The organism is Pseudarthrobacter sp. NBSH8 (genome assembly GCF_014217545.1).
Classification (GTDB): domain Bacteria; phylum Actinomycetota; class Actinomycetes; order Actinomycetales; family Micrococcaceae; genus Arthrobacter.
On sequence record NZ_CP043178.1, the window covers coordinates 2,343,581 to 2,366,708 of the forward strand.

Genomic DNA, 23,128 nt, shown 5'->3' on the forward strand with positions numbered 1-23,128 from the left:
TTCTTTGAAGTTAAGCGTACGACGGCGGGCGGGCGCCCGCCGTCGTACTGTCCAGATTTAGTTGAAGATTAAAGCATGCAGCTGACGCAGCCGTCCACCTCGGTTCCCTCCAGCGCGAGCTGGCGGAGACGGATGTAGTAGATGGTCTTGATGCCCTTCTTCCAGGCGTAGATCTGGGCCCGGTTGATGTCGCGCGTGGTGGCCGTGTCCTTGAAGAACAGCGTCAGGGACAGGCCCTGGTCCACGTGCTGGGTGGCTGCGGCGTAGGTGTCGATGACCTTCTCGTAGCCGAGCTCGTACGCGTCCTGGTAGTACTCCAGGTTGTCGTTCGTCAGGTACGGGGCCGGGTAGTACACGCGGCCCAACTTGCCTTCCTTGCGGATCTCGATCTTGGACGCCACCGGGTGGATCGAGGAGGTGGAGTTGTTGATGTAGGAGATCGAGCCCGTCGGCGGGACGGCCTGCAGGTTCTGGTTGTAGATGCCGTGCTCCATGACGGAAGCCTTCAGCTCGCGCCAGTCATCCTGCGTGGGGATGTGGATGTTCTTGAACAGTTCCGCAACCTTGGCGGTCTGCGGCACCCACTCCTGGTCCGTGTACTTGTCGAAGAACTCGCCCGAGGCGTACTTGGACTTCTCGAAGCCGCCGAAGGTCTGCCCGGTTTGGATGGACAGCAGGTTCGAGGCGCGGACCGCGTGGTACACCACCGAGTAGAAGTAGATGTTGGTGAAGTCCAGGCCCTCTTCGGAACCGTAGTGGACCCGCTCGCGTGCAAGGTAGCCGTGCAGGTTCATCTGGCCCAGGCCGATGGCGTGGGACTGGTCGTTGCCGCGGGCGATGGACGGCACGGAGGTGATATTGGACATGTCCGAGACCGCCGAGAGGGACCGGATGGCCGTCTCGATGGTCAGGCCGAAGTCCGGGCTGTCCATGGCCTTGGCGATGTTCAGCGAACCCAGGTTGCAGGAGATATCCTTGCCGGTCTGGTCGTAGGACAGGTCATCGTGGTACGTGGTGGGCTGCGAAACCTGGAGGATCTCCGAGCACAGGTTGGACATGATGATCTTGCCGTCGATCGGGTTTTCCCGGTTCACGGTGTCCTCGAACATGATGTACGGGTAGCCGGATTCGAACTGGATCTCGGCGAGGGTCTGGAAGAACTCGCGCGCCTTGATCTTGGTCTTCTTGATCCGGGAATCGTCCACCATCTCGTAGTACTTCTCGGTGACCGAGACGTCGGAAAACGGCATGCCGTAGACCCGTTCGACGTCGTACGGGGAGAACAGGTACATGTCCTCGTCCTTCTTGGCCAGCTCGAACGTGATGTCCGGGATGACAACGCCCAGCGAGAGGGTCTTGATGCGGATCTTCTCATCCGCGTTCTCGCGCTTGGTGTCCAGGAAGCGGTAGATGTCCGGGTGGTGCGCGTGCAGGTACACGGCGCCGGCACCCTGGCGGGCACCGAGCTGGTTGGCGTAGGAGAAACTGTCCTCGAGGAGCTTCATCACGGGGATAACGCCGGAGGACTGGTTCTCGATCTGCTTGATCGGGGCGCCGACTTCGCGGATGTTGGTCAGCGCGAACGCCACACCGCCACCGCGCTTGGACAGCTGCAGCGCCGAGTTGATGGACCGGCCGATCGACTCCATGTTGTCTTCGATGCGGAGCAGGAAGCAGGAGACCAGCTCGCCACGCTGGCGCTTGCCGGCGTTCAGGAACGTGGGTGTAGCCGGCTGGAAGCGGCCTTCGATGATCTCGTCCACCATCTGCAGGGCGAGCTGTTCGTCGCCGCGGGCCAGGTGCAGGGCCACCATGCAGACGCGGTCCTCGTAGCGCTCCAGGAATCGATTGCCGTCGAACGTCTTCAGTGTGTAGGACGTGTAGAACTTGAACGCGCCCAGGAAGGTTTCGAAGCGGAACTTCTTCTTGTACGCGCGGTTGTAGAGCTCGCGGATGAAGTTCATCGTGTACTGGTCAAGGGTTTCGCGCTCGTAGTACTGGTTCTTCACCAGGTAGTCGAGCTTCTCTTCCAGGTCATGGAAAAAGACGGTGTTGTTGTTCACGTGCTGCAGGAAGTACTGGTGTGCAGCCTCGCGGTCGGCCTCGAACTGGATCTCTCCGTTGGGGCCGTACAGGTTCAGCATGGCGTTGAGCTCGTGATAGCCCAGCCCCTTATAGGCGGCCGGCATCTCGGGCTTTTCGACGGCGGCACTCCGCTTTTCGGCAGCGGCGGTGCCCTGGCCTTCGGCCCTGGTTACTTCTGTTTCTGCGACAGTCGTGTCCAAAACGTGTCCAATCCATTGTGTACGCGGGCGACGTCTTCTGGCGTGCCCATAAGTTCAAATCTGTAAAGCCGGAGGACGTTGCATTTGGCGGCAATGATGTCCGCGGCCATGCAGTAGTTGTCCCCGAAGTTTGTGTTGCCGGCACCGATAACCCCACAGATCAGTTGCCTGTTCTGCGGGTCGTTCAGAAAGCGAATCACCTGCTTGGGCACTGAGCCCTCTCCCCCGGTGCCCCCGTAGGTCGGCACTACCAGCACGTAAGGCCGGGTGGCGAGAAGGGGTGCATCCTTTGCATGGAGCGGGATCCGTGCCAGCTCACGTCCGAGCTTCGCGACAAAGCGGCTGGTGTTCTCGGAGGTGGAGGAAAAGTAGATGAGCTGACTCTGTGTGGTGTCAGGCTGCAACGGGGCCACCTGGGCCCTGGCTACTGCCAGTGCTGACACGGGAGTCACCTCATGTGTGTGAATTGAAAGTTGCCTGCTGGCGAAAGTTTAAGGCCTTAGGCCACGGAGGAAACGGCAGACAGTGCCAGTTCCTCGATCTTGTCCGGGCGGAAGCCTGACCAGTGGTCCTGGTCCGTGACTACAACAGGTGCCTGCATGTAGCCCAGCGCCTTCAGGCGCTCGAGGGCATCGGCGTCCTGGGAGATGTCAACGCTCTGGTAAGTGATGCCCTTTTTGTCCAGCGCACGGTAGGTTGCGTTGCACTGTACACACGCAGGTTTGGTGTAAACCGTAACGGTCATTGTCCCTGTCCCCTTTATCGAAATCTTCGCTCGTCTTAGTCCTGCCCAAGCTGTACGTCGATACTACATGTAGTGCAGACGGCTCTTCGGAACCCCAAGATGATGTATTACAAGTATGTCATTTAATGCACTTTTAATCCACAGGCAAGCGCCTGCAAAATGTCCGGAATCCCGCCATTTTTGCGGACGAAATCCACACCCTGTGGAGTACTTAGCCACAATTAACCCCCAGCGTGTCGCATACGGGGCGGCGTGTCGCGCCCTGTGGCCGAGGGCGCGGAATGCCTCCCGGGGCACTACATGTAGTGGCCCTCCGGCTAGAGAATGAGAGCAACGGCATACGGATGCTGTAGCTCCTTTCAACCCATCGCTGCGAGGCTGTCCCGGATCTCCCGGCGCAGGACTTTGCCGATGAGCGAACGCGGGAGGGAATCGAGCACCACCACCCGGCGGGGCACCTTGTAGGCAGTCAGCTGTGCCCGGGCATAGGCCAGGAGAGCGGCAGGATCGATGGTGGTCCCCGGGGTGGGGACCACGGCGGCTACCACGTCCTCGCCCCCGCCGGGCCGGGGCAACCCCACCACGGAGACTTCCGAAATGCCCGGGAAGGTGGCCATGACGACCTCCACCTCACTGGGTGAAACGTTGAAGCCGCCGGTGATGATCAGTTCCTTGATCCTGTCCCGGATGGTGACGAAGTAGTCATCATCTACCGAAACGATGTCTCCGGTGCGGAACCAGCCGCCGTCGAGCAGTGAATCTTCCGTCTCCTCCGGCCGGTTCCAGTAGCCGGAAAACACCTGCGGGCCGCGGATCAGGAGTTCGCCCTCCTCCCCCGGGGCACGGTCCAGGGCCACGTTCTTCGGATCCACCACCCGGATGTCTGTCAGCGGAAACGGCACACCCACGGTGCCGGGCTTCCTGCTCGGTCCGAAGGGGTTCCCAATGGCGATAGGGGAAGTTTCGGTCAGCCCGTAGCCTTCGATAAGGTAGCCACCCGTCACTTTCTCCCAGGTCTCCACCGTCTCAGTGGGCAGGTTCATGGCCCCGGAGATGGAGAAGCGGATGCTTTCCAGCCCTATGCCGCGTTGCGCCGCCGCGGCCGCAATGCGGTCATAGATCGGCGGTACGGCAGGCAAAAACGTGGCGGGAGACTTCTTCAGCGCCTTCAACACGAGGTCAACGTCGAACTTGGGGAACAGAACCAGCTTCGCGCCGATGCTGAGGGCGAACGTCATGCACAGGGTGAGGCCATAAGCGTGGAACATCGGCAGCACCGCATAGACGGTCTCCTTACCCTCCTTCAGCCCGGGCACCCACGCACGGCCCTGCGCGGCATTGGCCTGCAGATTGGCGTGGGTGAGCATGGCGCCCTTAGGCAAGCCGGTGGTGCCGGACGTGTACTGGAGGACGGCAAGGTCCTGGGCACCGGGACTCGGATGTTTCTTCTTGAGCTCCCCAGCTTCGAGGAGCTGCCTCCATGGCAGCACCGGGCGCGGGCCGGGCGCGGGCCGGCCCTTGGGCTCGTCCTTGCCGACGGTGAGGGCAGCACGGGCCTTGCGGGCGGCAGGTACCGGAAGCCGCAGCGCCAGGCGCTGCGGCAGCGGCATCGCAGAGATGAGCTCCACCGAGACAATAGTGCGGAGCCCGACGTCGGCCGGCAATTGGCGGACCCGCTCCACAGCCTTGTCCCAAACGATCGCGACGGCGGACTCATGGTCCTCGAACAGGTGCCGCAGTTCGCGGTCCGTGTAGAGCGGGTTGTGTTCGACCACCACGGCTCCGAGGCGCAGCACGGCATGGAAGGCGACCACGTGCTGCGGGCAGTTCGGCATCACGAGGGCCACCCTGTCGCCGGATTTGACACCCAGTTTCTTCAGGCCCGCGGCGGCCCGGTTGATCAGTCTTCCGAGCTCACGGTAGGTAGTGCCGGCGCCGAAAAACTCCAAAGCGGTCTTGGACCCGTAGCGGCGCACGGACGTGTCCATGAGGTCCACCAGCGAACCCTTCGGCAGCACCAGGTCCGCCGGGACACCCGGCCCGTAGGAGCTCGTCCACGGGCGCTCACTCCATGGCCGCCCCGGCGCGCCCTGCCCCGTACCGCCGTCGGGCGCCTGCCGCGTGGTCTTTTTCATCATCAGTCCTTGCCGCCGGAATTTGCCGAGTGTGCGCGCTGACCTGCACGCCGCAAGAATCCTACCGGTGCGCAGACGGATGAGCGGGCCTTTAATTGCGGTCTCGCTTGAATGTCAGACCCCCTTGTCATGATGGATACATGAGGAACCCGGCAGTGGCAAAGGCGTATGCGGACATCACCGCGGCCGTTGCCACGCTCACCGGCGTCGTGAACGAACACGGTTCCGGTGGACTTTCAGCGGAGGGCGATCCGTTACGGGGATTGTCCGAGGATTGCCTCGATATTCTGATTGGGGCTGCGGCAGTGGATGCACAGATGGCGGGCGTGAAGGCCGGGGCTGCCGTGCAGTACGCAGATATTGCCCGGGCGGTGGCTCCTCCGGATGCTTCGGTCCAGGCGCAGGAAATGGCAGTCACTGCGGAGGTTGGGTGTGCCCTGACTATCGGTGACCGGGCGGCCGGTTCGTTCCTGGGGGTCTCCCACGCCCTGACCAATACATTGCCGTTGACCATGGCCGGCCTGCAGTCCGGAACCATCTCCTGGCAGCACGCCCGGGTCATGGCCGACGAAGCTGCCACCCTTGACCAGACCGGTGCCGCCGCGCTTGAGGCCCACTTCCTGGACCCGGACGCGCCGGGCTCGGCAAGTGGATGTCCTGCCGGCGAAATGCCGGCATCCCGGTTCCGACACAAGGCCCGTACCTGGCGCGAACGCCACAACACCGAAAGCATCGAAAAGCGCCACGCGAAAGGTGTCCTCGACCGTCGCGTCGAGTACGCACCGGACCATGACGGGATGGCCTGGCTTTCGGCTTACCTCCCGGCGAACCAGGCGGTCGCAATCTGGAACCGGACCACCGCCATCGCACGCGGTTTGCAGGGCCCCGACGAGCCCCGCACCCTCACCCAACTCCGCGCCGACGTATTCGCCGCCGCCCTCCTTGGCAACGGAAACCAGGGCCGCAACGGCAGCGCGGAAGGAAGCGACCCCGGGCAGGTTCCGCCGTCGCGGGCCGAAGTCCTGGTGACGGTCCCGGTGTTCTCCCTGCTCGGCGCCACCGATGAGCCAGCGATGCTGGACGGCTACGGCCCCATCCCGGCATCGATGGCCCGGGATCTCGTGGCGAACGGTGCCGGCTCGTTCTACCGGGTCCTGATTGACCCCCGGGACGGGGCTCCGCTGGAGATCGGGCGGTCCAGTTACCGGCTGAGCAAGGCCATGCGGCAGTGGTTGCGACTGCGGGACGGCAAGTGTCCCTTCCCGGGCTGCAGCAACAACTCACTGGACAACGAGGCCGACCATATCCTCGCCTGGGCCAAGGGCGGCACCACAGGGGTCTCGAATCTGGGACAGCCATGCCCCAAACACCACAAACTCCGGCACAACGGAGGCTGGCAACCCACACCAGCCTCCAAAACCAAACCACCAGGCTGGATTTCCCCCTCGGGCAGGCGCTATACAAGCGAACATCAAGACTGGGAACCACCGCACTGGCCCAACCAACTCAAACCCCAGGAAACTCTTACGGACGGCTACCCGGACCTTGTCCACATCGGACTTTCGCTTGGGGAAGAGGGATTGGAGAGGCTCTTCCACGCCCGGGCTTAAGAAGGGCCGATCGGCGGGACCGCTGCTACAGCTGGGCCTCCCGGCGGTCCAGGACAATCTGCTGCACGTCCAGGTAGCCGGACTGGAAACCTGCCCGTGAGTAGCAGAGGTAGAACAGCCACATCCGCTGGAACACTGCGTCAAAGCCGAGCCCACCGACTTCCTCCGAGCGCGCGAGGAACTGCTCCTCCCAGAGGCGGAGGGTCGCGGCGTAGTGATCGCCCAGGCCCATCCGCTCCCGAACCCGCAATGTGGTGTGCTGCTGGGTCACGCTTTCGATGGCCCGCACGGACGGCAGGAAGCCGCCGGGGAAGATGTACTTGTGCACCCAGGTGTAGGCGTTGCGCGTGGCCAGCATGCGGCCGTGCGGCATGGTGATGGCCTGGATGGCCACCTTCCCACCCGGGGCCAGTACGCGGTCGATGGTCTGGAAGTAAATGGGCCAGTACTCATAACCAACCGCCTCGATCATCTCCACGGACACAATGGCGTCGAACTCGCCTTCCACGGCCCGGTAGTCCTGCAGCGCCACGGTCACCAGGTCTGCGTAGCCGGCGGCGGCAATGCGTTCCTGCGCCAGCGCCCGCTGTTCACTGGAGAGCGTCACACTGTAGACAGTGGCACCGCGGGCTGCTGCCCGGAGGGCCAATTCACCCCAGCCGGTGCCGATCTCCAGCAGCCGCGTGCCCGATCCGACGCCTGCTTTGTCCAGCAGCCTGTCGATCTTGGCCTGTTGGGCCTCCGCCAATGCGTCCCACGGGACCGAATCCAGTGCACCGTCACTCAGCGGGAAAAGCGCCGAGGAGTAGCTCATGGTGGTGTCCAGGAAGTTGGAGAAGAGCTCGTTGGAGAGGTCGTAGTGCCGCGAGATGTTGCTGCGGGTGTTGTGTTCTTCATTGCGTTCCTGCCGCGGCGTCCGCGGCAGGTACAGCGTCCGCAGCCTCTGCAGCGGTGCGGGGATCAGCGTGTCCACGGACGCGGCGAAGACCTCCAGCACCCCCGCGAGGTCCGACGCCTCCCAATCCCCGGCCATAAATGATTCGCCCAGCCCGATCAGGCCGTTGTCCCCGATCCGCACTTCGAACACTGCCGGCCTGACCATGGTCATCACCGGAGCGTCCGGGCCGCCGGTGCCCAGCACTGAACCGTCCGGGTAGGCAACGCGAAGGGGGAGCCGTCGTACGGCCGCCTTGAACAGCAGGCCGGCGGCTTTGCCTGCCACCAGCGCTTTAGTGCCCGACGGCGCGTGGGCAACACCGGGCCACACGTCCGGATCAATGGTGGCCGGCGACGCCGGTACCCCGCCAGCAGCCTGCCCTGTCACCAGGTGCCGTGCGGCTGGCTTCGCGGCGGAAACCTCCGCAGTCGCGGCTGTTCCGTTTTCATCGGTCATGGTCATTGGACTGCCTCCTGTGAGGGGTGATGTGGTTTTTTGATGACTGGCAGGCGTCGTGCCCAGAGTTTGATGCCCTGAATCCGGATCAGCGCCGATACCAGCAGCGGCGCGGCCGGGACTGCAACGGCCGCTGCCAGGATGTTCCTGACGGTGGCCGGGCGCCGGTCCCCGTCCATGGTCGCGGCGAACGGCCGCTGCCCCTCCCGCTCCAGGACAATGGAGACGGACAGCCGCTGCTCCGGCGCGGGCAGCTTCATCCTGTACTGCCCGTCAACGTCATTGAACGGTGAAACGTAGAAGGCCTTCGGCACGCTGGCCCGGCCGGAAGGATCCGTTTCCAGGAGGTAGCAGTGGCGTTCGCCGTAGGTGTTGTGAACCTCGGCAATGACGCACCGCAGCTCCCCGGACATCCCATAGCACCAGAAGAGCGTGAGCGGGTTGAAGACGTGCCCGAAAACCCGGGCACTGGTCAGCATCCGGATGGACCCGCCGTCGGGCTCCATCCCCCGGGTCCGCAGGTACCGTTCCACGTTGCTGCGGATGGTGGCCCCGGGATCGCCCAGGTGGTCGGCGGCCCGGAAGACAGCCAGCGGCCGCATGAACCGGGGCAGAACGGGGAGCCGGTCCACGTCCACAAACCAGCTGTAGCTCCGGTACGTGAACGCGTTCTTCAGCGGACTCTGGCGCACGTGGGAAATGGACGTGCGGTAGATGGCTGCGGTTGAGCTCATGCGCCCTCCGAGGCAGAAAGCAGCTCAGGCTTGTGCGCCTTCATCCTGGGCGTATCCCAGGTGCGCCCCAGGCTCGCTGCGGCACGGACACCGGCCAGGGCGCCATCTTCATGGAAGCCCCAGCCCAAGTAGGCGCCGGCGTAGGCGATGCGGTCATCGCTCAGGGCCGCAATACGCTGCTGTGCCCGCAGTGATTCGGGCGTGTACTGGGGGTGTTCGTAGACCAAATGTTCCAGCACCCGGTCCTCCGCGATGAGCTCGGACTCCCCCAGGCTCACCAGGTACGGCTGGCCATCCGCCGGCCGCAGGCGCTGCAGCCGGGTGAGATCGTAGCTGACCAGTACCTTGTCCGGACGGGCTTCGCAGTCCGGGAGCCGGTAGTTCCAGGACGCCCTGGCATTGTCCGCGGCGGGCAGGACGGCCGGGTCCCGGTGGAAAACGGTGTGGTTGACGGAGTACGGCATCTGCCCGAGGGCTTCCTTCTCGGCCGGCGTGGCGTCCGCGAGGAAGCCCAGGACCTGGGCCGGGTGCGTGGCTATGACCACTGCCTCGAAATCTTCAATTCCCTGCTCGGTGGTCAGTTCCACACCGAGCGCGTGGCGCCGGATGCCGGTGACAGGACTGTTAAGCCGGATATCCGGCAACGTGGCGGCCAGCTTCGCCACGTACTGCCCCGAACCGCCGGTGACCGTCCGCCACTGCGGCGAACCCTTGACGCCCAGCATGCCGTGGTGTCCCAGGAAGGTGAAAAGGTACCGCGCCGGGTAGGACAGCGCTGTGGTGGGATCGCACGACCAGACCGCGCTGACCACCGGCGTCATGAAATGCGAGATGAAGTACTTGCTGAAGCGTTCCTTTGCCAGGAATTCACCGAGGGTGGGCTCCGCGCCGCCCGCACCAGGACCGGCGTCGGACGTTGGGGCCGCCTCAATCATCGCCCGGGCCCTGCGGTAGAAGCGCATGACCTCCAGCAGCATCAGCAGGTAGCGCCCGCGCAGGAGACTGGACGGGCGCGCGATGATCCCGCGGCCGCCCCCACGGGCCCCGGCGTACTCCAGACCGCAGCCGTCACAGCGGACGGACATGCTCATTTCGGAGTCCTGCGTCTCTACACCCAGCTCCGCGAACAGCCGCAGCAGGGTGGGATAGGTCCGCTCGTTGTGGACAATGAAGCCGGTATCGATGCCGAGGGTGGATCCATCCGGCTGCGGAACGTTATGGGTGTGCGCGTGGCCGCCCAGCCTGCTGTCCGCCTCAAAGAGGGTGACGTTGTCGTGACGGTTCAGGACATACGCGGCCGTCAGGCCCGCCACACCACTGCCCACAACAGCAATGCGCCGTCCCTGCGGCTTGAAGGTCGAGTTCCCTGCCAAAAACACTGTTCTGCTCCCCTGCTCGGACTTCGTGGTGCACTTGCTCGGTGCAAACTCTCTAGGGGCAGTTCGACGCCGTGGGGCCGGTGGATGACTGAGTTTGAAGTTATTCTTTGTGCCAGAATAAAGCGGGCCTTCCAGAACCGGTACCACACGGTGCTCAGGCGGCCCCGACCGAAGGACTGCCTTGGTAAATCCCGTTCATCTGAAGACTCTCCTCGAAGTTACCCGGCTGGGCTCGTTTGCGGCCGCAGCGGCACGCCTGGGATACACGGCGTCGGCGGTGTCGCAGCAGATGTCCGCCCTGGAACGCGAGACGGATGTGGTCCTGTTCCAGCGTTCGGCCCGCAGCGTGGTCCCCACCGAAGCCGCGGTGGTGATGACCCGGCACGCCGCGAAGGTCCTGACGGACATCGAAGCCCTGATGGCGGCAGCCTCGAAGACACACAGCAGCTCCAGCCAGGAGCTGCGGCTGGGAATCTTTCCCAGCCTGGCCACCTACGTCCTCCCCCGCATCTTGAAGAATCCGGCGTGGAAAGACCTGGGCATCGACCTCAAGGTGTCCGTGGCCGAGCCGGCCCAGACCATCCAGGGACTGCGCACCGGCGGGGAGCTGGATGTGGCGTTGGTCTTCCAGGTGGGCCAGTCGGGGCTCGCCTGGCCGCACACTATCAACCGGCAGTGGATCGGCGACGACAACTTCCGCGTGGTGCTGCCCGCGGCCTGGGGGTTCCGCACGGACGCCAAGGTGGCGGCGGACCATTTGTCCGAACTGCCCTGGATCATGCACCACCCCGGGAGCCCCGATGCCGTGGTGATCGATCGGCTCTTTGCCAGCTGCAACCTGTATCCGCGCGTGGTGGCCCACAGCGACGATTTCCATGCCAGCCTCGAAATGGCGGCCGCCGGACTGGGCGCCGCACTGGTGCCCGAGCTCGCATTGCGGCACCGGCCGGCTGGCGTTGTGGTGCTGGACGTTCCCGAGATCCGGCTGGCCCGGAACGTGTTTGCCCTGCTCATCAACGAGAAGAAGACCGCCCGGGTGCAGCTGTTTGTGGACCTGCTCGCCGATACCATGAACCAGGCCCCTGCCCGAGGTTAGCGTCCCGGTTATCGGTTCCAGCCGGCCCGCAGCCAGGCAACTGAAGCTTCAGGTCGGCGCAGGATGACCCCGGGGGTTAGCCTAGAAGGATGTCTGAAACCCCAAAACCACGAATAGTTGAGCGCTGGGTCTTCTGGCCCGCCGCAGTGCTGGTGACCGTTTTCGCGTCATTTGCCCTGTTGGCTCCAAAGGCCGCGGAGGCGATGTTCAGCACCATCCAGTCGAACATCGTTAACTCCTTCAACTGGTACTACGTCCTCATCACCAGCTTCTTCGTCGTCTTCAGCCTGTTCCTGGGCTTCAGCCGCTTTGGTGATATCAAGCTCGGGCACGACGACGACGAACCTGAATTCTCGCTGATGGCGTGGTTCGCACTGCTGTTCGCCGCCGGCATGGGAATCGGCCTGGTGTTCTACGGTGTCACCGAGCCGCTGAGCCACTTCGCGAATCCTCGCCCCGGCGTGAGCGGGACGCCGTCCGAGCTTGCGCAGCAGGCCCTCAGCCAGACGTTCCTGCACTGGGGTGTGCATGCCTGGTCCATCTATGTGGTGATCGGCCTCGCCCTGGCCTACGCCATCCACCGGCGTAAGCGCCCGGTCTCGATCCGCTGGGCCCTTGAGCCGCTCCTGGGCAAACGCGTCCAGGGCGCCTGGGGCAACGTCATTGACGTCGTCGCATTGGTCGGCACCCTCTTCGGTGTGGCGACCTCGCTGGGCCTCGGGGTGCTGCAGATCAGTGCCGGGCTGGAAAGCATCAACCTGGTACCGGCGACCCGCGGGTCAGAAATCGTTATTATCATCATCATTTCCTTCTTTGTGCTGCTCTCTGTCCTCTCTGGACTGACCAAGGGCATGAAGTGGCTTTCCAGCATCAACCTTGTGCTGGCCGGCCTGCTGGTCGTCTACCTGTTGTTCTTCGGTCCGTCGACGTTCCTGCTGCGCGAATTTGTGCAGTCGATCGGCGCCTACGTCCAGAACTTCGCGGCCCTGTCCTTTAACGTCAACGCCTTCTCCGGCGAAGCCGGCGCCTCCTGGCAGGCCTCCTGGACCTCCTTCTACTGGGGCTGGTGGATCTCGTGGGCCCCCTTCGTTGGAATCTTCATTGCCCGTATTTCGCGGGGCCGGACCGTCCGCCAGTTCGTGGCCGGGGTCATCCTGGTACCGACCGTCATCGGTATGCTCTGGTTCAGCGTCCTCGGCGGCACGGCCCTTGCCGTTGAGTTAAGCGGCAGCGGAACCCTGATCGGCGCCGACGGCAGCGTTAGTGCTTCCAGCGCCCTGTTCAGCATGCTCTCCTACGTTCCGGGCACCCCGGTCCTGACTGTCGGCGTTATCCTGCTGATCGCCATTTTCTTCATCACGTCCTCAGACTCCGGCGCGCTCGTGATGGGCATGATCGCCACTGGCGGGCAGGTCAATCCCAAGAAGCGTATCCGTACCTTTTTTGTCCTCATTACAGCGGTCCTGGCCATCTCGCTGCTGATCTCGGGAGGCCTCGTGGCGCTCCAGACTGCGGCGATCATCATTGCCCTGCCGTTCAGTGTGGTTATGCTGCTGATCTGCTGGTCCACCTACATCGCCTTCAGCCGGGAACGCCGGGCCTACGAGCGTGCACGCCGTGCACAACTTGTGGACCACATCGGTGACTTCTACGGCCTGGAGGTTGAAGAGCTCGCCGAGCACGGCATCCTGGGCAGCAGCCCGCGCTGGATGCAGATGTTGCGCCGCCGCAACGCACCCACAGGGGCAGCAGTGCCTGAGGAGATCCTGCCGAGCCCCGAACCCTCCACCGCAGCGGTGGATACCATCATGGCGGCGGAACCGGAACCGCGGCACGCCTCGGAGCATGCACTGCAGGTCGAGAACGCCGAGCCTGACGGCGTCCTGATCTCGGACGTTGACAACGTAGTGGATCACGATCCGTCGGCGACCCGCGATGTCAAGGACGTCCCGAACCGGGGCGACCAGGAACCCTCCCGCTGGTAAGCCAGGGTTGAAAGACCGGGTCAACGCTGGAATGGACTGCCAGAGAGGACTATGTTGAAGATATGAACAGGGTAGCGAGCCGGCACTTTGGCGAATTCGAACTCAACCACGGCCGGGATCACAACGTCGCCGCCAAGCACGAACTCGGCGGCCATACGCTGGAACTCGACCTCAACATCAACGCGCACGACCATTTTGACGAAGCGGCCATGCACAAAGTGGACTACCGGCTTCGGTTCCTTCCCGAACTTGTGGACGAGGTCCGGCAGATGATCGCCGAGGAACTCGACCAGGAAGGAACCAGCCCGCAGGAATACCTTCACTTCCACTGCAGCGCGCTGAAGGACGAACACCTGCAGAAAGTCTTTGGTGTTGAAGAGCGCAGCCAGCTCACCAATGATGTGTTCCTCAAGGCCCTCAAGCTCGGCCACGTGGGCATCTTCCCCGGCCAGCCGGAGCGCTACTTTGTCATGGACTTCACCTTGGGCGCCCACTTCACGGACGAGGTGCTGGTGGTAGCCGCTGACGAAGACGGCGTGGTGGACGACGAAATCCTCTGGGAGTCCTGAACACACTTAACGCACGACGGCGGCCGGTCACCTTTTGGTGACCGGCCGCCCGTTCGCTCGCTTCTCAAGGGCCAGCGCGGCAGGCCGCACTAGCCCTTGAGCCTCTGCGAGTTCTCTTAGTGAGACCGTTGTTACTTGGCGGACTGCAACAGGCCGGCGCGGACCGTCTTGGTGGCCTTAACCAGGTTGCGCAGGGACTCTTCGGTCTCGGCGTAGCCGCGGGTCTTCAGGCCGCAGTCCGGGTTGACCCAGAGCTGGCGGGACGGGACGTGCTTGACGGCGGTCGCCAGGAGCTCGGTGACCTCTGCTTCGCCTGGAACACGCGGCGAGTGGATGTCGTAGACGCCCGGACCAACGCCGCGGCCGAAGCCGTGGGACTCGAGGTCGTGGACAACCTCCATGCGGGACCGTGCCGCTTCGATGGAGGTGACGTCTGCATCGAGGCCGTCGATGGCGTCGATGATCACGCCGAACTCCGAGTAGCAGAGGTGGGTGTGGATCTGCGTGGCGTCAGCGGCACCGGCGGTGGCCAGACGGAAGGAATCCACTGACCACTTCAGGTAGGCGGCGTGATCGGCCTTGCGCAGCGGCAGGAGTTCGCGAAGAGCGGGCTCATCCACCTGGATGACCTTGATGCCGGCAGCCTCGAGGTCCGCGATTTCGTCGCGCAAGGCCAGGCCAACCTGGTTGGCGGTCTCGCCGAGGGGCTGGTCATCGCGCACGAAGGACCAGGCCAGGATGGTGACCGGACCCGTGAGCATGCCCTTCATGGGCTTGCTGGTCAGCGACTGGGCGTACTCGGCCCAGGCCACCGTGATAGGGGCGCTGCGGGTGACGTCGCCCCAGAGGATGGACGGACGTGTGCAGCGTGAGCCGTAGGACTGGACCCAGCCGTGAACCGTCACATCGAAGCCTTCGAGGTTCTCGGCGAAGTACTGGACCATGTCATTGCGCTCGGGCTCGCCGTGCACCAGGACGTCGTAGCCAAGCTCTTCCTGCAGCTCAACGACGCGCTTGATCTCGTCCTTCATGAGCTGCCCGTACTGCTCGTTGGTGAGGTCGCCCTTGTTGTTGCGGGCACGCGCCGAGCGGATCTCGGACGTCTGCGGGAAGGAGCCGATGGTGGTGGTGGGCAGCGGCGGGAGGTGCAGGGCCTCTTCCTGGGCGGCTTCGCGGACCGTGTAAGCGGAGCGGCTGAAGTCCGCTGCGGTCAGGGCCTCGGTGCGGGCCCGGACGTCGTCGCGGCGGACGCCTTCGGCGATGGCGCGGGCTGCGATGACGGCGGACGCCTCGTCGATGGCTGCCTGTGCGGAGGCCGGGTCGGCCAGGTAGGACGCGAGCGTCTTGACTTCTACGGCCTTCTGGTCGGCAAACGCGAGCCAGCTGCGCAGCTCTTCGGAGAGCTGGCCCTCTTCGGTGACGTCGTGCGGGACGTGCTGGGTGGAGGTGGAGGTGCTGACGGCGATCCGGCCGGCGGCAGACTTCAGTTCATCCAGCTTGGCGGCAGCGACTGCGAGGTCGTTGCGCCAGATGTTGTGGCCGTCGACGACGCCGGCAACCAGGGTCTTGTTGCCAAGGCCGGCCAGCGCAGCTGCGGACGGGGCTGCACCCTTGAAGGCGTCAATGTGCAGGGCGTCGATGTTCGTGGCGGCAAGTGTGCCCAGCTGGCCGTCGAGGGCACCGTAAGGGGTGGAGACGAGGATCTGGGGGCGCTTGGCTGCCGCGGAGAGAACTTCGTAGGTGCGGGCAACGGCTGCTTCGATTTCTGCGGCCGGGGTGTCCTGGTCAACCACCAGTGCTGGCTCGTCCAGCTGAATCCAGCTGGCGCCTGCGGCGGCGAGCTTCCCGAGCAGCTGCACGTAGACCGGCAGGACGTCCTTGAGGCGGGACAGCGGAGCGAAGCCGGCGGGGGCCTCATCCGAAGCCTTGGAAAGCAGCAGGTAGGTGACCGGGCCGACGATGTACGGGCGGGTCTCGACGCCGTTGGCCAAGGCAAACTCGAATTCCTCAACAATGCGGTTGGAGGCCAGGGTGAATTCGGTCTCCGGGCCGATCTCCGGAACGAGGTAGTGATAGTTCGTGTCGAACCACTTGGTCATTTCCAGTGGCTGCTGGTCTTTGGTGCCACGGGCCAGGGTGAAGTAGCCGTCGATGTCGAGCTGGCCTTCGGCGTTGAGGAGCTTGCCGAAGCGGGCCGGGACAGCGCCGAGGTGGGCGGTGGCGTCCAGGACCTGGTCGTAGTAGGAGAAGGTGCCCGGAACGGCGGCAGCTTCGGTGAGGCCCAGTTCCTGCAGGCGCTTGGCGATGGTCAGCTGGATGCCCTTGGCGGCAGCGTCCAGTGCAGCGGCGTCGATTTTGCCGGCCCAGTAGGCTTCGATGGCCTTCTTGAGCTCGCGGCGGCGGCCGATGCGCGGGTAGCCGAGGAGTGACGCGGCCGGAAACGGGGTGGCAGTCTGTTCAGTCATGGGAGATTCCTTGAGAGTCAGTGGAAACTGTGAATGGTCTGGCGGATGTTGGAAGGTCAGCTGGCGAGCTGGCGCCGGAGGGTGGCGCTGCGACGGCCAACTGAACGGGACTGGCGCGGGAGTGCCAGTTTGTCCAGCACCTCCAACGCGCTCTGATGTTCGTTGAACGTGTAGATGTGGATACCGGGCGCGCCGGCCTCGAGGGCCGCGTTGGCCAGGTCCACCGTGGCCCGGACACCGATCCGGAGGCGTTCGGAATCAGTGTCCGCGGCTGCCAGCCGGGCCAGGAGTTCCGGGTCCGGCTCAACACCTGTCAGTTCCCCGAGCCGTGTGACCCGGCGCAGGCTGGTGAACGGCATAACGCCCGGGATGATAGGGATGGTAACCCCTGCCCGCCGTGCGCGGCTGATGAGGTTCGCGTACTGCTCGGTGTGGAAGAAGACCTGGGTGATGGCAAAGTCGGCGCCGGAGCGCTGCTTGGCGAGCAGCACCTCGACGTCGTGGGCTTCACTGGGTGATTCCGGGTGCCGGGTGGGGTAGGCGGCGACGCCCACGGCGATCTTGCCTGCACACAGCAGGGCCGACCGACGCTGTTCAACCCGCCGGATGAGTTCGATCAGGTCCTGCGCATACCGCAGAGACCCTGCGGCAAGCGGCGCACCGTCCTTGGGCTGGTCGCCCCGGAGGGCCAGGATGCCCCGGACCCCTGTGTCCAGGAGGTCGCCGATGATTTCGGCCAGTTCCTCCGGCGTGTTGCCAACGCAGGTGAGGTGGGCCAGCGGTCGGAGCGTGGTTTCCAGCAGGAGCCGGTTGATGAGTTCGACCGCGGTGTCCCGGTTCGAGCCACTGGCACCATACGTGACGGAGACGTAGTCCGGTTCGGTGGTTTCCAGTTCCCGGATGGTGGTCCAGAGCGACTCGGCCGCAGCCGGCGAGCGGGGCGGGAACAGCTCGTACGAGAGCGCCACGGGAGCAGTCTCGGAGAGATTCGGATGCGTTTCGATAAGGCTTGGCGGTGACATTTGCGTCCTTGGCTTTGGGCCATTGCCGGATACCGGTCAGCAATTGTGACGGTGGTGCCGGGAATGAATTTGAGTTTGGGAACACGGAAAACTCCACAGGGACGCAGCCGCGACTGTTACGCCTGTAATGAAGTTGTCCGTGAGCAAATGTCAGGCCCACATGGGGGCACCCACACCCTCCACAATCGGAGGATCGCTGACACGTTACCTCGGTAACTTGTATAGAACTCTAGGAGCCGGCGGGTCACCCTTCAAGTCGGCCGCCGAATTAAGACGCAGTTTTACGGCGTGTTTCGTTCTGGCGCAGAATTTTGTTCGCTGGTTTGGTCAGAGAATTCACCGGGGCATACTGCGGAGCCCGGCTGCTTTGGCCTGCTACCAGGGCCGGCCGACGCCCGGTCCGAAGTCATCGTCCCGGAGGTACTCGTCCCGCTCCTGCCCGGAGTTCCGCTCTCTTTGGGCTTTCTTGGCACTGTCCCGGAGCTGCTCAAGCTGGCTCTGCTGGCCCGGATCCGCGGGAACCTCGTCCTGCCCAGGCTGTTCCGACGGTTGCGGACTGGCCTTATCGGCCGCCGCTGCATCGGCCTTTTGCTGCAGCCGTTCCGCCGCCTGATGCAGCTTCTCCCCTGCGCCGTTCTCCGGGCCGGCTTCCTCGCCCGCTTCTTCGGCAGTTTCGAAGCAACCCTCCGGCGCAGCCTCCACCACGGCAACACCTTCGGCGAAGAGCCGGGCCGCCGCCGTCGGATCTCCCGCTTTGGCCTGGGCGTCACCGAGGCGTTCGATGGTAAGCGCCAGGTTGACCCGGACGACGCACTCGTCGGCCGTGCCCGCCAGGGACAGTGCCTCCTCGAAGCGTTGGCGGGCGGCAGCGAAGTCGCCCGCGAGGAACAGCCCATCACCCTCGGTGAACGGCGCCTTGTGCAGTTCAACGAAGTTGACGATCCGCAGTCCGGCCGCCGCTTCCGCCACGGCGCCGGCGTCTCCGGCCGCGAAAGACCGGGCAGCAGTGTCGGCGAGAATGCCCACACTGATCACTTTGGCCGACAGGCAGAGGACCAGGAGCGCGGGCAGTGCCGACCACCACAACAGCCGACGCCGGCGCTCCAGCCGGGCCCGGGAGTTCACCGGCGCTGCCCGTCTGGGCGATGCGGGCTCGCGTGCGAGCGACGTCGGTAAGGGCGGCGCCGGTGTGGGCGCTGGAGGTGTGGGCGCTGGACGTGTGGGCGCTGGACGCATCATGTTCGGACTCCCTGTACCGGTCGGAGCTGCCGCCACTGGCTCAGTACCAGAAAACCCTCTCGGAGGGCCAGCAGGAACGCGCCGGCGGCCAGGAGCCAGTACAGCTCAGTCCGGCCGGCAACGTCACCATCCGCCGCTGCCCGTTCGAGGTCCCCGGGATCAGCGGCCTGCATCATCGGCGCCACCGGATCTCCGGCCGAACGGTGGACGTAGGGAATCCCCAGCTGACCGGAAATCCCCTGCAGCCGGACCTCATCGATGACCGACAACGCATCCCCGCCCATTCCGGACGACCGGTCCTGGATGTAGCCGGCAGCCACGTCCTGCCCCGGACCCTGCCCCGTGTTTTCCTTCATCCGCCCACCCCCCGCCGTGCCATAGCCGAGCACCGCACCGCCGTCCACCAGGCCGCCGCCGACCCGAAGAGGTTCCGGTGCCCGGGCGCTGGTCTGTTCACCGTCGCCCAGGTAGTAGACCAGCCGTGGCCGTTCGGGATGGCTGTCGCGGGCGGCCCGCAGCCGTTCCGCCAGCAAGGTTCCGGCAGCCGTGACGCTGCTGCCTTTGGAGAATGCGGTGACCTGGGGCTTTAGGACGGACACGCTGGTGTCCAGGGCGGTGGTGTCGGTAGTCAGGGGCATCCGGACCACGGCGTTGCTGTCGAAGGTCAGGAGCGAAAAGCGGGCTCCGGCCAGTTCACTCGCGATGGCCATGATGTCCTCCCGCACCCTTTCAAGCCGGGGTGAACCGTCGCCGTAGTCTTCGGCTGCGATGCTGCTGCTGGTGTCCACCACAAAGAAGACGTTGACGTCCGCCGTCGCGGCTTGGGAACTTCCACCGGGAACACCCGGCCGGAGCGCCGCCGAAAGGAGCAGCAGCACCAGGGTGCCCCTGAACAGCCAGTCGCGGCGTGCACCGGCAGAGCGCGCCCGCGAAGCCTGGACCAGGCGCCAGACCAGAAACAGCACGGTCGCGGCGATGAGCGGGGCCATAACCCACCAGGGCAGGATCAGTTGCAGTGTCATGGCCGCAACCTCCACGATGCGCCGGCCAGCACCAGGCCGGACAGGACCGCCAAGGTGAGCGGCAGCTCGGGCCGGTCCGAGACCACTGCCTGGGGTGCGCCTTTCATGGCAGTGGCTTCGGTTTCCTGCACGGACCGGACGATGTCCGCCACGGCTTCCTGGCTGTCCAGCCGGTAGTACGCTCCGCCGCTGGTTTCTGCCACCGCGCGCAGCCTGGCTCCGGGCTGGCCGGGGCCGGGTCCATAGTCGAAGTCGCCGGGGTTCAAGGCATACACGGGCACGTCGCGCTTCTTGGCCAGCGCGGTCGCCTGCTCGAGAGTGAAGATGGGATCGCCGGACAGGTAATTGTCCGTTGCCAGGACGATGGACCGCGAGCGCCGCCTGCCTGCATCTGCTTCCCCCGCCTCAGCGGCGTGTGTGTCCGGGAATCCGTTGACGCAGGACGCCAGGCCGTCGCCGATCAGTGACGATCCGCGGCCGTTCCAGGTGCCGTCCAGGAATCCGGCGCTGCCGGGGTTACCCTCGAAGGCGTCCTTGGCCAGCGTCAGCTGCTCCTGGACATATGCGTAGTCGTCGGTCAGTGGGAAGACCTGGACGGCGCTGCTGTCGAAAACCGTCAGGCCGATCCGTTCACCATCGAACTCCTTCGCCAGGTGGGCAAACATCTGCACCACAGCCGAGTCGGCGCTGCTCATCGAGCCCGACGTGTCCAGGCAGAGCATGATGTCCCGGTTGCGCTGCTCCGGCGCGATGGTGGTCAGCTCCACCGGGCGCGCTGCCGCTGCGACCGCAGAGACCACCAGGGTTATGGCCGCGAGGGTGGCCACCCCCAGCCAGCGGCGGTGCCGGCGGAGGGCGGCCTGGTATTCGGGCAGGGCGGTGAGGCGGTCCGCATTGGCGACCGGCCGCCGTCGTGCGTTGGCTTGACGGTCCGGGCGGAGGGCGCGCCATCCGGCCAGGCCCGCGATGACCAGTGCCGCCGGGATCAGCCACCAGAACATCAGTTCCATTGCCACACCGCCTGGCGGGCAGTCTCAGCTGATTGAGCCACCGGCGGCAGCGGCTCCAGGCCGAACTCGCCCGGGTAGATCCTGCGGACGGCCTCGGCCACTGGCGGCAAAGGGTGACCGTGCAGCTCCGCCAGGGTCATCCGGGGCGCGTCAATCCCGGTGACAGCGCGGGCGAACCGGCGGACCAGGAGGCTCAGTTCCTGGTGCGATTCGCGTGCGGTCAGGAGCCCTGCGGCAGCGTTGGCGGTGACGGCGTCGATCCTCTGCAGGTAGGCCTCCTTGAGGCCGGCAAGGTCCGGCCGCGGCGTGAACCGGGGCGCCTGCTCCGGAACCCTTGGTTTGCGCGTGCCCAGGAAGACGAACGTGTACCAGCCCAGGACAACGGCCAGGAGTGCGAGCCCGGACCACAGCCACGGCTGGCTGTACTGAAGGGGTGCGTAAATGCCCGGGTCAGCCTGCACGCCGGTGCCTTTCCAGGAGGGCGAAGAGTTCCGTCATGACCGCGCTGCTGCCGGCCACGTGGCCTTGGGTGATGCCCGTACTGCGGAGCAAAGCGTGCCGGGCGGCATCCCGCTCCCCGGCTGCCTTGGCGTAGGCCGCCGCGATGGCCGGGGATGCCGCCAGGTGTGCTGGCAGCACCGAGGAGTCAGCCACGCTGAAGGCGTCCTGGCCGGTAAGGCCTTCCCCGGCCAGGTCGGCGTCCCTGATGGTGAGCCAGAGGATCTCGTGCTGGGCACGGAGCCTGCGGAGCAGCTGTTCGGTGTCAGGACCGGCAGCATGTTCGTCGGAGACCACAAACAGCAGGAACCGGCCCTTGACGTTGCGGGCCACGTATCCCAGCTGGTCCTCGATCCTGCTGGGGCCGGAGTGCAAGGAGGTGGACGAGTCAACCCCGCGCAGGAGCCGCTCCAGATGCGGCTCGCCCGCCTTGGCTGGGATGGACCGCGTCCCGTTGCCGTCTCCGCAGACCAGACCCACCACGTCGCCGTGCCGGTGCGCCAGGTAGCCCACCACACCGAGTGCCATCACGGCGATGTCCTTCTTGGTTTCGCCGTCGCGGGACTCGGCAGCCATGCCCCGGCCGGTGTCGGCAATGAGCAGGACGGTCTGGCGCCGCACGGCCATGTACCGTTTGATGAGCGGCGAGCCGAACCGGGCGGTGGCCTTCCAGTCGATGTCGCGGACGTCGTCGCCGGGGATATAGGCGCGCAGGTCTTCAAAGTCGAGGCTGCGGCCGCGGAAGACTGAACCATATTCGCCGTCGAGCATGCCACGGGCTTTCCGGTGGGCGAAGATGGCCATCTTCGCCTTCACGCGCGGCAGGAGGCTGGTCACTGCGGCCTCAGGGAGTCTGGACGGAGGCTACGACTGCGTCGATGATCGTCTCCACCGGCATCTGCTCCGCAACGGCGTCGAATCCCAGGATGAGGCGGTGCCGCAGCACGCGATGGGCGAGGGAGTTCACGTCCTCCGGGATCACATGGTCCCTGCCGTTAAGCAGGGCCACTGCCCGGGCGGCCTGACTGAAGGCAATGCTGGCCCGCGGGCTCGCGCCGAATTCGATGAAGCCGGCGAGCCTCGGGTCGATGTACTGCCCGGCGTTCCGGGTGACGAACACGAGGCCCACGATGTAGTTGATGATGGCCGGGTCAATGTAGATCCGCTTCACCAGCTCCTGCACGCCGATGACGGCGTCCAGCGAGGCAGTGGCCGCCGGCTTCTGCTCCGGGCTGAAGACCCCGGCGTCGATCCGCCGGATGATTTCTGTTTCCTCGGCCGGCGTGGGGTAGTCCAGCACGTCCTTGAGCATAAAACGGTCCATCTGCGCCTCCGGCAGCTGGTACGTGCCTTCCTGCTCGATGGGGTTCTGGGTGGCCAGGACCATAAACGGGGAGGGCAGCCGGTATTCCTGGCCCCCGATGGAGGTCTGCCGCTCCTGCATGGCCTCCAGCATGGCGCTCTGGGTCTTGGCGCTGGACCGGTTGATCTCATCGAGCAGGACGATGTTGGCGTGCACCGGCCCCAACTGGGTGATGAAGGTGCCCTTGGCGGCGTCGTAGATCTGGGTGCCCACGATGTCGCTGGGCAGCAGGTCCGGCGTGCACTGGATCCGGCGGAACTCTGCGCTCACTGCTTCGGCCACGGCCTGCGCGGCGGTGGTCTTCGCCAGCCCCGGAACGCTTTCCAGCAGGATGTGCCCGCCGGTCATCAGGCCCACCAGCAGGGATTCACGCAGCCGCGCCTGGCCCACTACCTTGGCATTGAAACTGCGCGAAATGTTCGCCACCACCTGCTGTGCCCGGGCCAGTTCCGCCGGGTCGATTCGTGCGGGCGCACTGGTCTGAAGCAATGGATTTCCCCCTGAAGGATGGCGGTTTGAGAGCGATGGGCCGTGGTGCTGCCGGGCGGCGGCACACCGCCCGCCATCCTATCCAAGCC

Annotated in this window: 19 protein-coding genes; 4 read left to right on the forward strand and 15 right to left on the reverse strand. The window is 65.1% G+C overall.

Features of this window, described 5'->3' with window-relative positions; all coding sequences use genetic code 11:
- Positions 1 to 68: 68 nt before the first annotated feature.
- From nrdE to FYJ92_RS10750, 4 genes are all read right to left on the reverse strand, one after another.
- The gene (nrdE, locus tag FYJ92_RS10735) at positions 69 to 2,189 is read right to left on the reverse strand and encodes a class 1b ribonucleoside-diphosphate reductase subunit alpha (RefSeq protein ID WP_185263762.1); all 2,121 of its coding nucleotides are present in this window, start codon (positions 2,187 to 2,189) and stop codon (positions 69 to 71) included.
- A 65-nt stretch (positions 2,190 to 2,254) separates the two neighbouring features.
- On the reverse strand, positions 2,255 to 2,728 hold the full coding sequence (gene nrdI / locus FYJ92_RS10740; protein ID WP_185260732.1) for a class Ib ribonucleoside-diphosphate reductase assembly flavoprotein NrdI: 474 nt from the start codon (positions 2,726 to 2,728) through the stop codon (positions 2,255 to 2,257).
- Positions 2,729 to 2,784: 56 nt separating this feature from the next.
- A complete protein-coding gene (gene nrdH / locus FYJ92_RS10745; RefSeq protein ID WP_009356333.1) occupies positions 2,785 to 3,030 on the reverse strand; it encodes a glutaredoxin-like protein NrdH in 246 nt (81 codons plus the stop codon).
- A 359-nt stretch (positions 3,031 to 3,389) separates the two neighbouring features.
- Positions 3,390 to 5,165 carry a long-chain-fatty-acid--CoA ligase gene (locus tag FYJ92_RS10750; RefSeq protein WP_185260733.1) on the reverse strand — a complete coding sequence of 592 codons (1,776 nt, stop codon included), beginning with the start codon at positions 5,163 to 5,165 and terminating at the stop codon, positions 3,390 to 3,392.
- 140 nt (positions 5,166 to 5,305) lie between these two features.
- Between FYJ92_RS10750 and FYJ92_RS10755 the strand changes: the two genes are divergently transcribed.
- A complete protein-coding gene (locus tag FYJ92_RS10755) occupies positions 5,306 to 6,775 on the forward strand; it encodes an HNH endonuclease signature motif containing protein (RefSeq protein ID WP_185260734.1) in 1,470 nt (489 codons plus the stop codon).
- Between the two features lie 25 nt (positions 6,776 to 6,800).
- Here the strand turns inward: FYJ92_RS10755 and FYJ92_RS10760 are convergent, their stop codons facing one another.
- The 3 genes from FYJ92_RS10760 to FYJ92_RS10770 are packed head-to-tail and all read right to left on the reverse strand — an operon-like array spanning position 6,801 to position 10,275.
- Complete coding sequence (locus FYJ92_RS10760; protein ID WP_185260735.1) at positions 6,801 to 8,174, reverse strand: class I SAM-dependent methyltransferase; 1,374 nt, start codon at positions 8,172 to 8,174, stop codon at positions 6,801 to 6,803.
- Entirely contained in the window at positions 8,171 to 8,902 is a 732-nt protein-coding gene (locus tag FYJ92_RS10765; RefSeq protein WP_185260736.1) for a DUF1365 domain-containing protein, read from the reverse strand. Before FYJ92_RS10765 ends, FYJ92_RS10760 begins: the two co-directional genes overlap by 4 nt.
- Positions 8,899 to 10,275, reverse strand: coding sequence for an NAD(P)/FAD-dependent oxidoreductase (locus FYJ92_RS10770; RefSeq protein ID WP_185260737.1), 1,377 nt, complete (start codon positions 10,273 to 10,275; stop codon positions 8,899 to 8,901). The genes FYJ92_RS10765 and FYJ92_RS10770 overlap by 4 nt, the downstream gene beginning before the upstream one ends.
- Positions 10,276 to 10,462: 187 nt before the next feature.
- On the opposite strand from FYJ92_RS10770, the gene FYJ92_RS10775 reads away from it, so the two are divergent.
- The 3 genes from FYJ92_RS10775 (at position 10,463) to FYJ92_RS10785 (ending at position 13,931) form a co-directional block, all read left to right on the forward strand.
- Positions 10,463 to 11,377 carry a LysR family transcriptional regulator gene (locus FYJ92_RS10775; protein WP_185260738.1) on the forward strand — a complete coding sequence of 305 codons (915 nt, stop codon included), beginning with the start codon at positions 10,463 to 10,465 and terminating at the stop codon, positions 11,375 to 11,377.
- 89 nt (positions 11,378 to 11,466) lie between these two features.
- Positions 11,467 to 13,362 (forward strand): BCCT family transporter, encoded by a 1,896-nt coding sequence (locus FYJ92_RS10780; protein ID WP_185260739.1) that lies wholly within the window; start codon positions 11,467 to 11,469, stop codon positions 13,360 to 13,362.
- Positions 13,363 to 13,424: 62 nt separating this feature from the next.
- A complete protein-coding gene (locus FYJ92_RS10785; RefSeq protein ID WP_185260740.1) occupies positions 13,425 to 13,931 on the forward strand; it encodes a DUF2004 domain-containing protein in 507 nt (168 codons plus the stop codon).
- 131 nt (positions 13,932 to 14,062) lie between these two features.
- Here FYJ92_RS10785 and metE read toward each other — a convergent pair whose 3' ends face one another.
- The 8 genes from metE to FYJ92_RS10825 all read right to left on the reverse strand — a co-directional run bounded on the left by metE (position 14,063) and on the right by FYJ92_RS10825 (position 23,039).
- Positions 14,063 to 16,396, reverse strand: a complete 2,334-nt coding sequence (gene metE / locus FYJ92_RS10790) for a 5-methyltetrahydropteroyltriglutamate--homocysteine S-methyltransferase (RefSeq protein WP_185260741.1) — start codon at positions 16,394 to 16,396, stop codon at positions 14,063 to 14,065.
- A 56-nt stretch (positions 16,397 to 16,452) separates the two neighbouring features.
- Positions 16,453 to 17,418, reverse strand: a complete 966-nt coding sequence (locus FYJ92_RS10795; protein ID WP_185260742.1) for a methylenetetrahydrofolate reductase — start codon at positions 17,416 to 17,418, stop codon at positions 16,453 to 16,455.
- A 375-nt stretch (positions 17,419 to 17,793) separates the two neighbouring features.
- Complete coding sequence (locus FYJ92_RS10800; RefSeq protein WP_185260743.1) at positions 17,794 to 18,543, reverse strand: hypothetical protein; 750 nt, start codon at positions 18,541 to 18,543, stop codon at positions 17,794 to 17,796.
- A gap of 110 nt (positions 18,544 to 18,653) precedes the next feature.
- Positions 18,654 to 19,679: a VWA domain-containing protein gene (locus FYJ92_RS10805; RefSeq protein WP_185260744.1), complete on the reverse strand. Its 1,026-nt coding sequence runs from the start codon at positions 19,677 to 19,679 to the stop codon at positions 18,654 to 18,656.
- The gene (locus FYJ92_RS10810) at positions 19,676 to 20,689 is read right to left on the reverse strand and encodes a VWA domain-containing protein (protein ID WP_185260745.1); all 1,014 of its coding nucleotides are present in this window, start codon (positions 20,687 to 20,689) and stop codon (positions 19,676 to 19,678) included. Before FYJ92_RS10810 ends, FYJ92_RS10805 begins: the two co-directional genes overlap by 4 nt.
- On the reverse strand, positions 20,680 to 21,150 hold the full coding sequence (locus tag FYJ92_RS10815) for a hypothetical protein (RefSeq protein ID WP_185260746.1): 471 nt from the start codon (positions 21,148 to 21,150) through the stop codon (positions 20,680 to 20,682). Before FYJ92_RS10815 ends, FYJ92_RS10810 begins: the two co-directional genes overlap by 10 nt.
- On the reverse strand, positions 21,140 to 22,024 hold the full coding sequence (locus tag FYJ92_RS10820) for a DUF58 domain-containing protein (protein WP_185260747.1): 885 nt from the start codon (positions 22,022 to 22,024) through the stop codon (positions 21,140 to 21,142). The genes FYJ92_RS10815 and FYJ92_RS10820 overlap by 11 nt, the downstream gene beginning before the upstream one ends.
- 7 nt (positions 22,025 to 22,031) lie before the next feature.
- Positions 22,032 to 23,039, reverse strand: a complete 1,008-nt coding sequence (locus FYJ92_RS10825; protein ID WP_185260748.1) for a MoxR family ATPase — start codon at positions 23,037 to 23,039, stop codon at positions 22,032 to 22,034.
- Positions 23,040 to 23,128 lie beyond the last annotated feature (89 nt).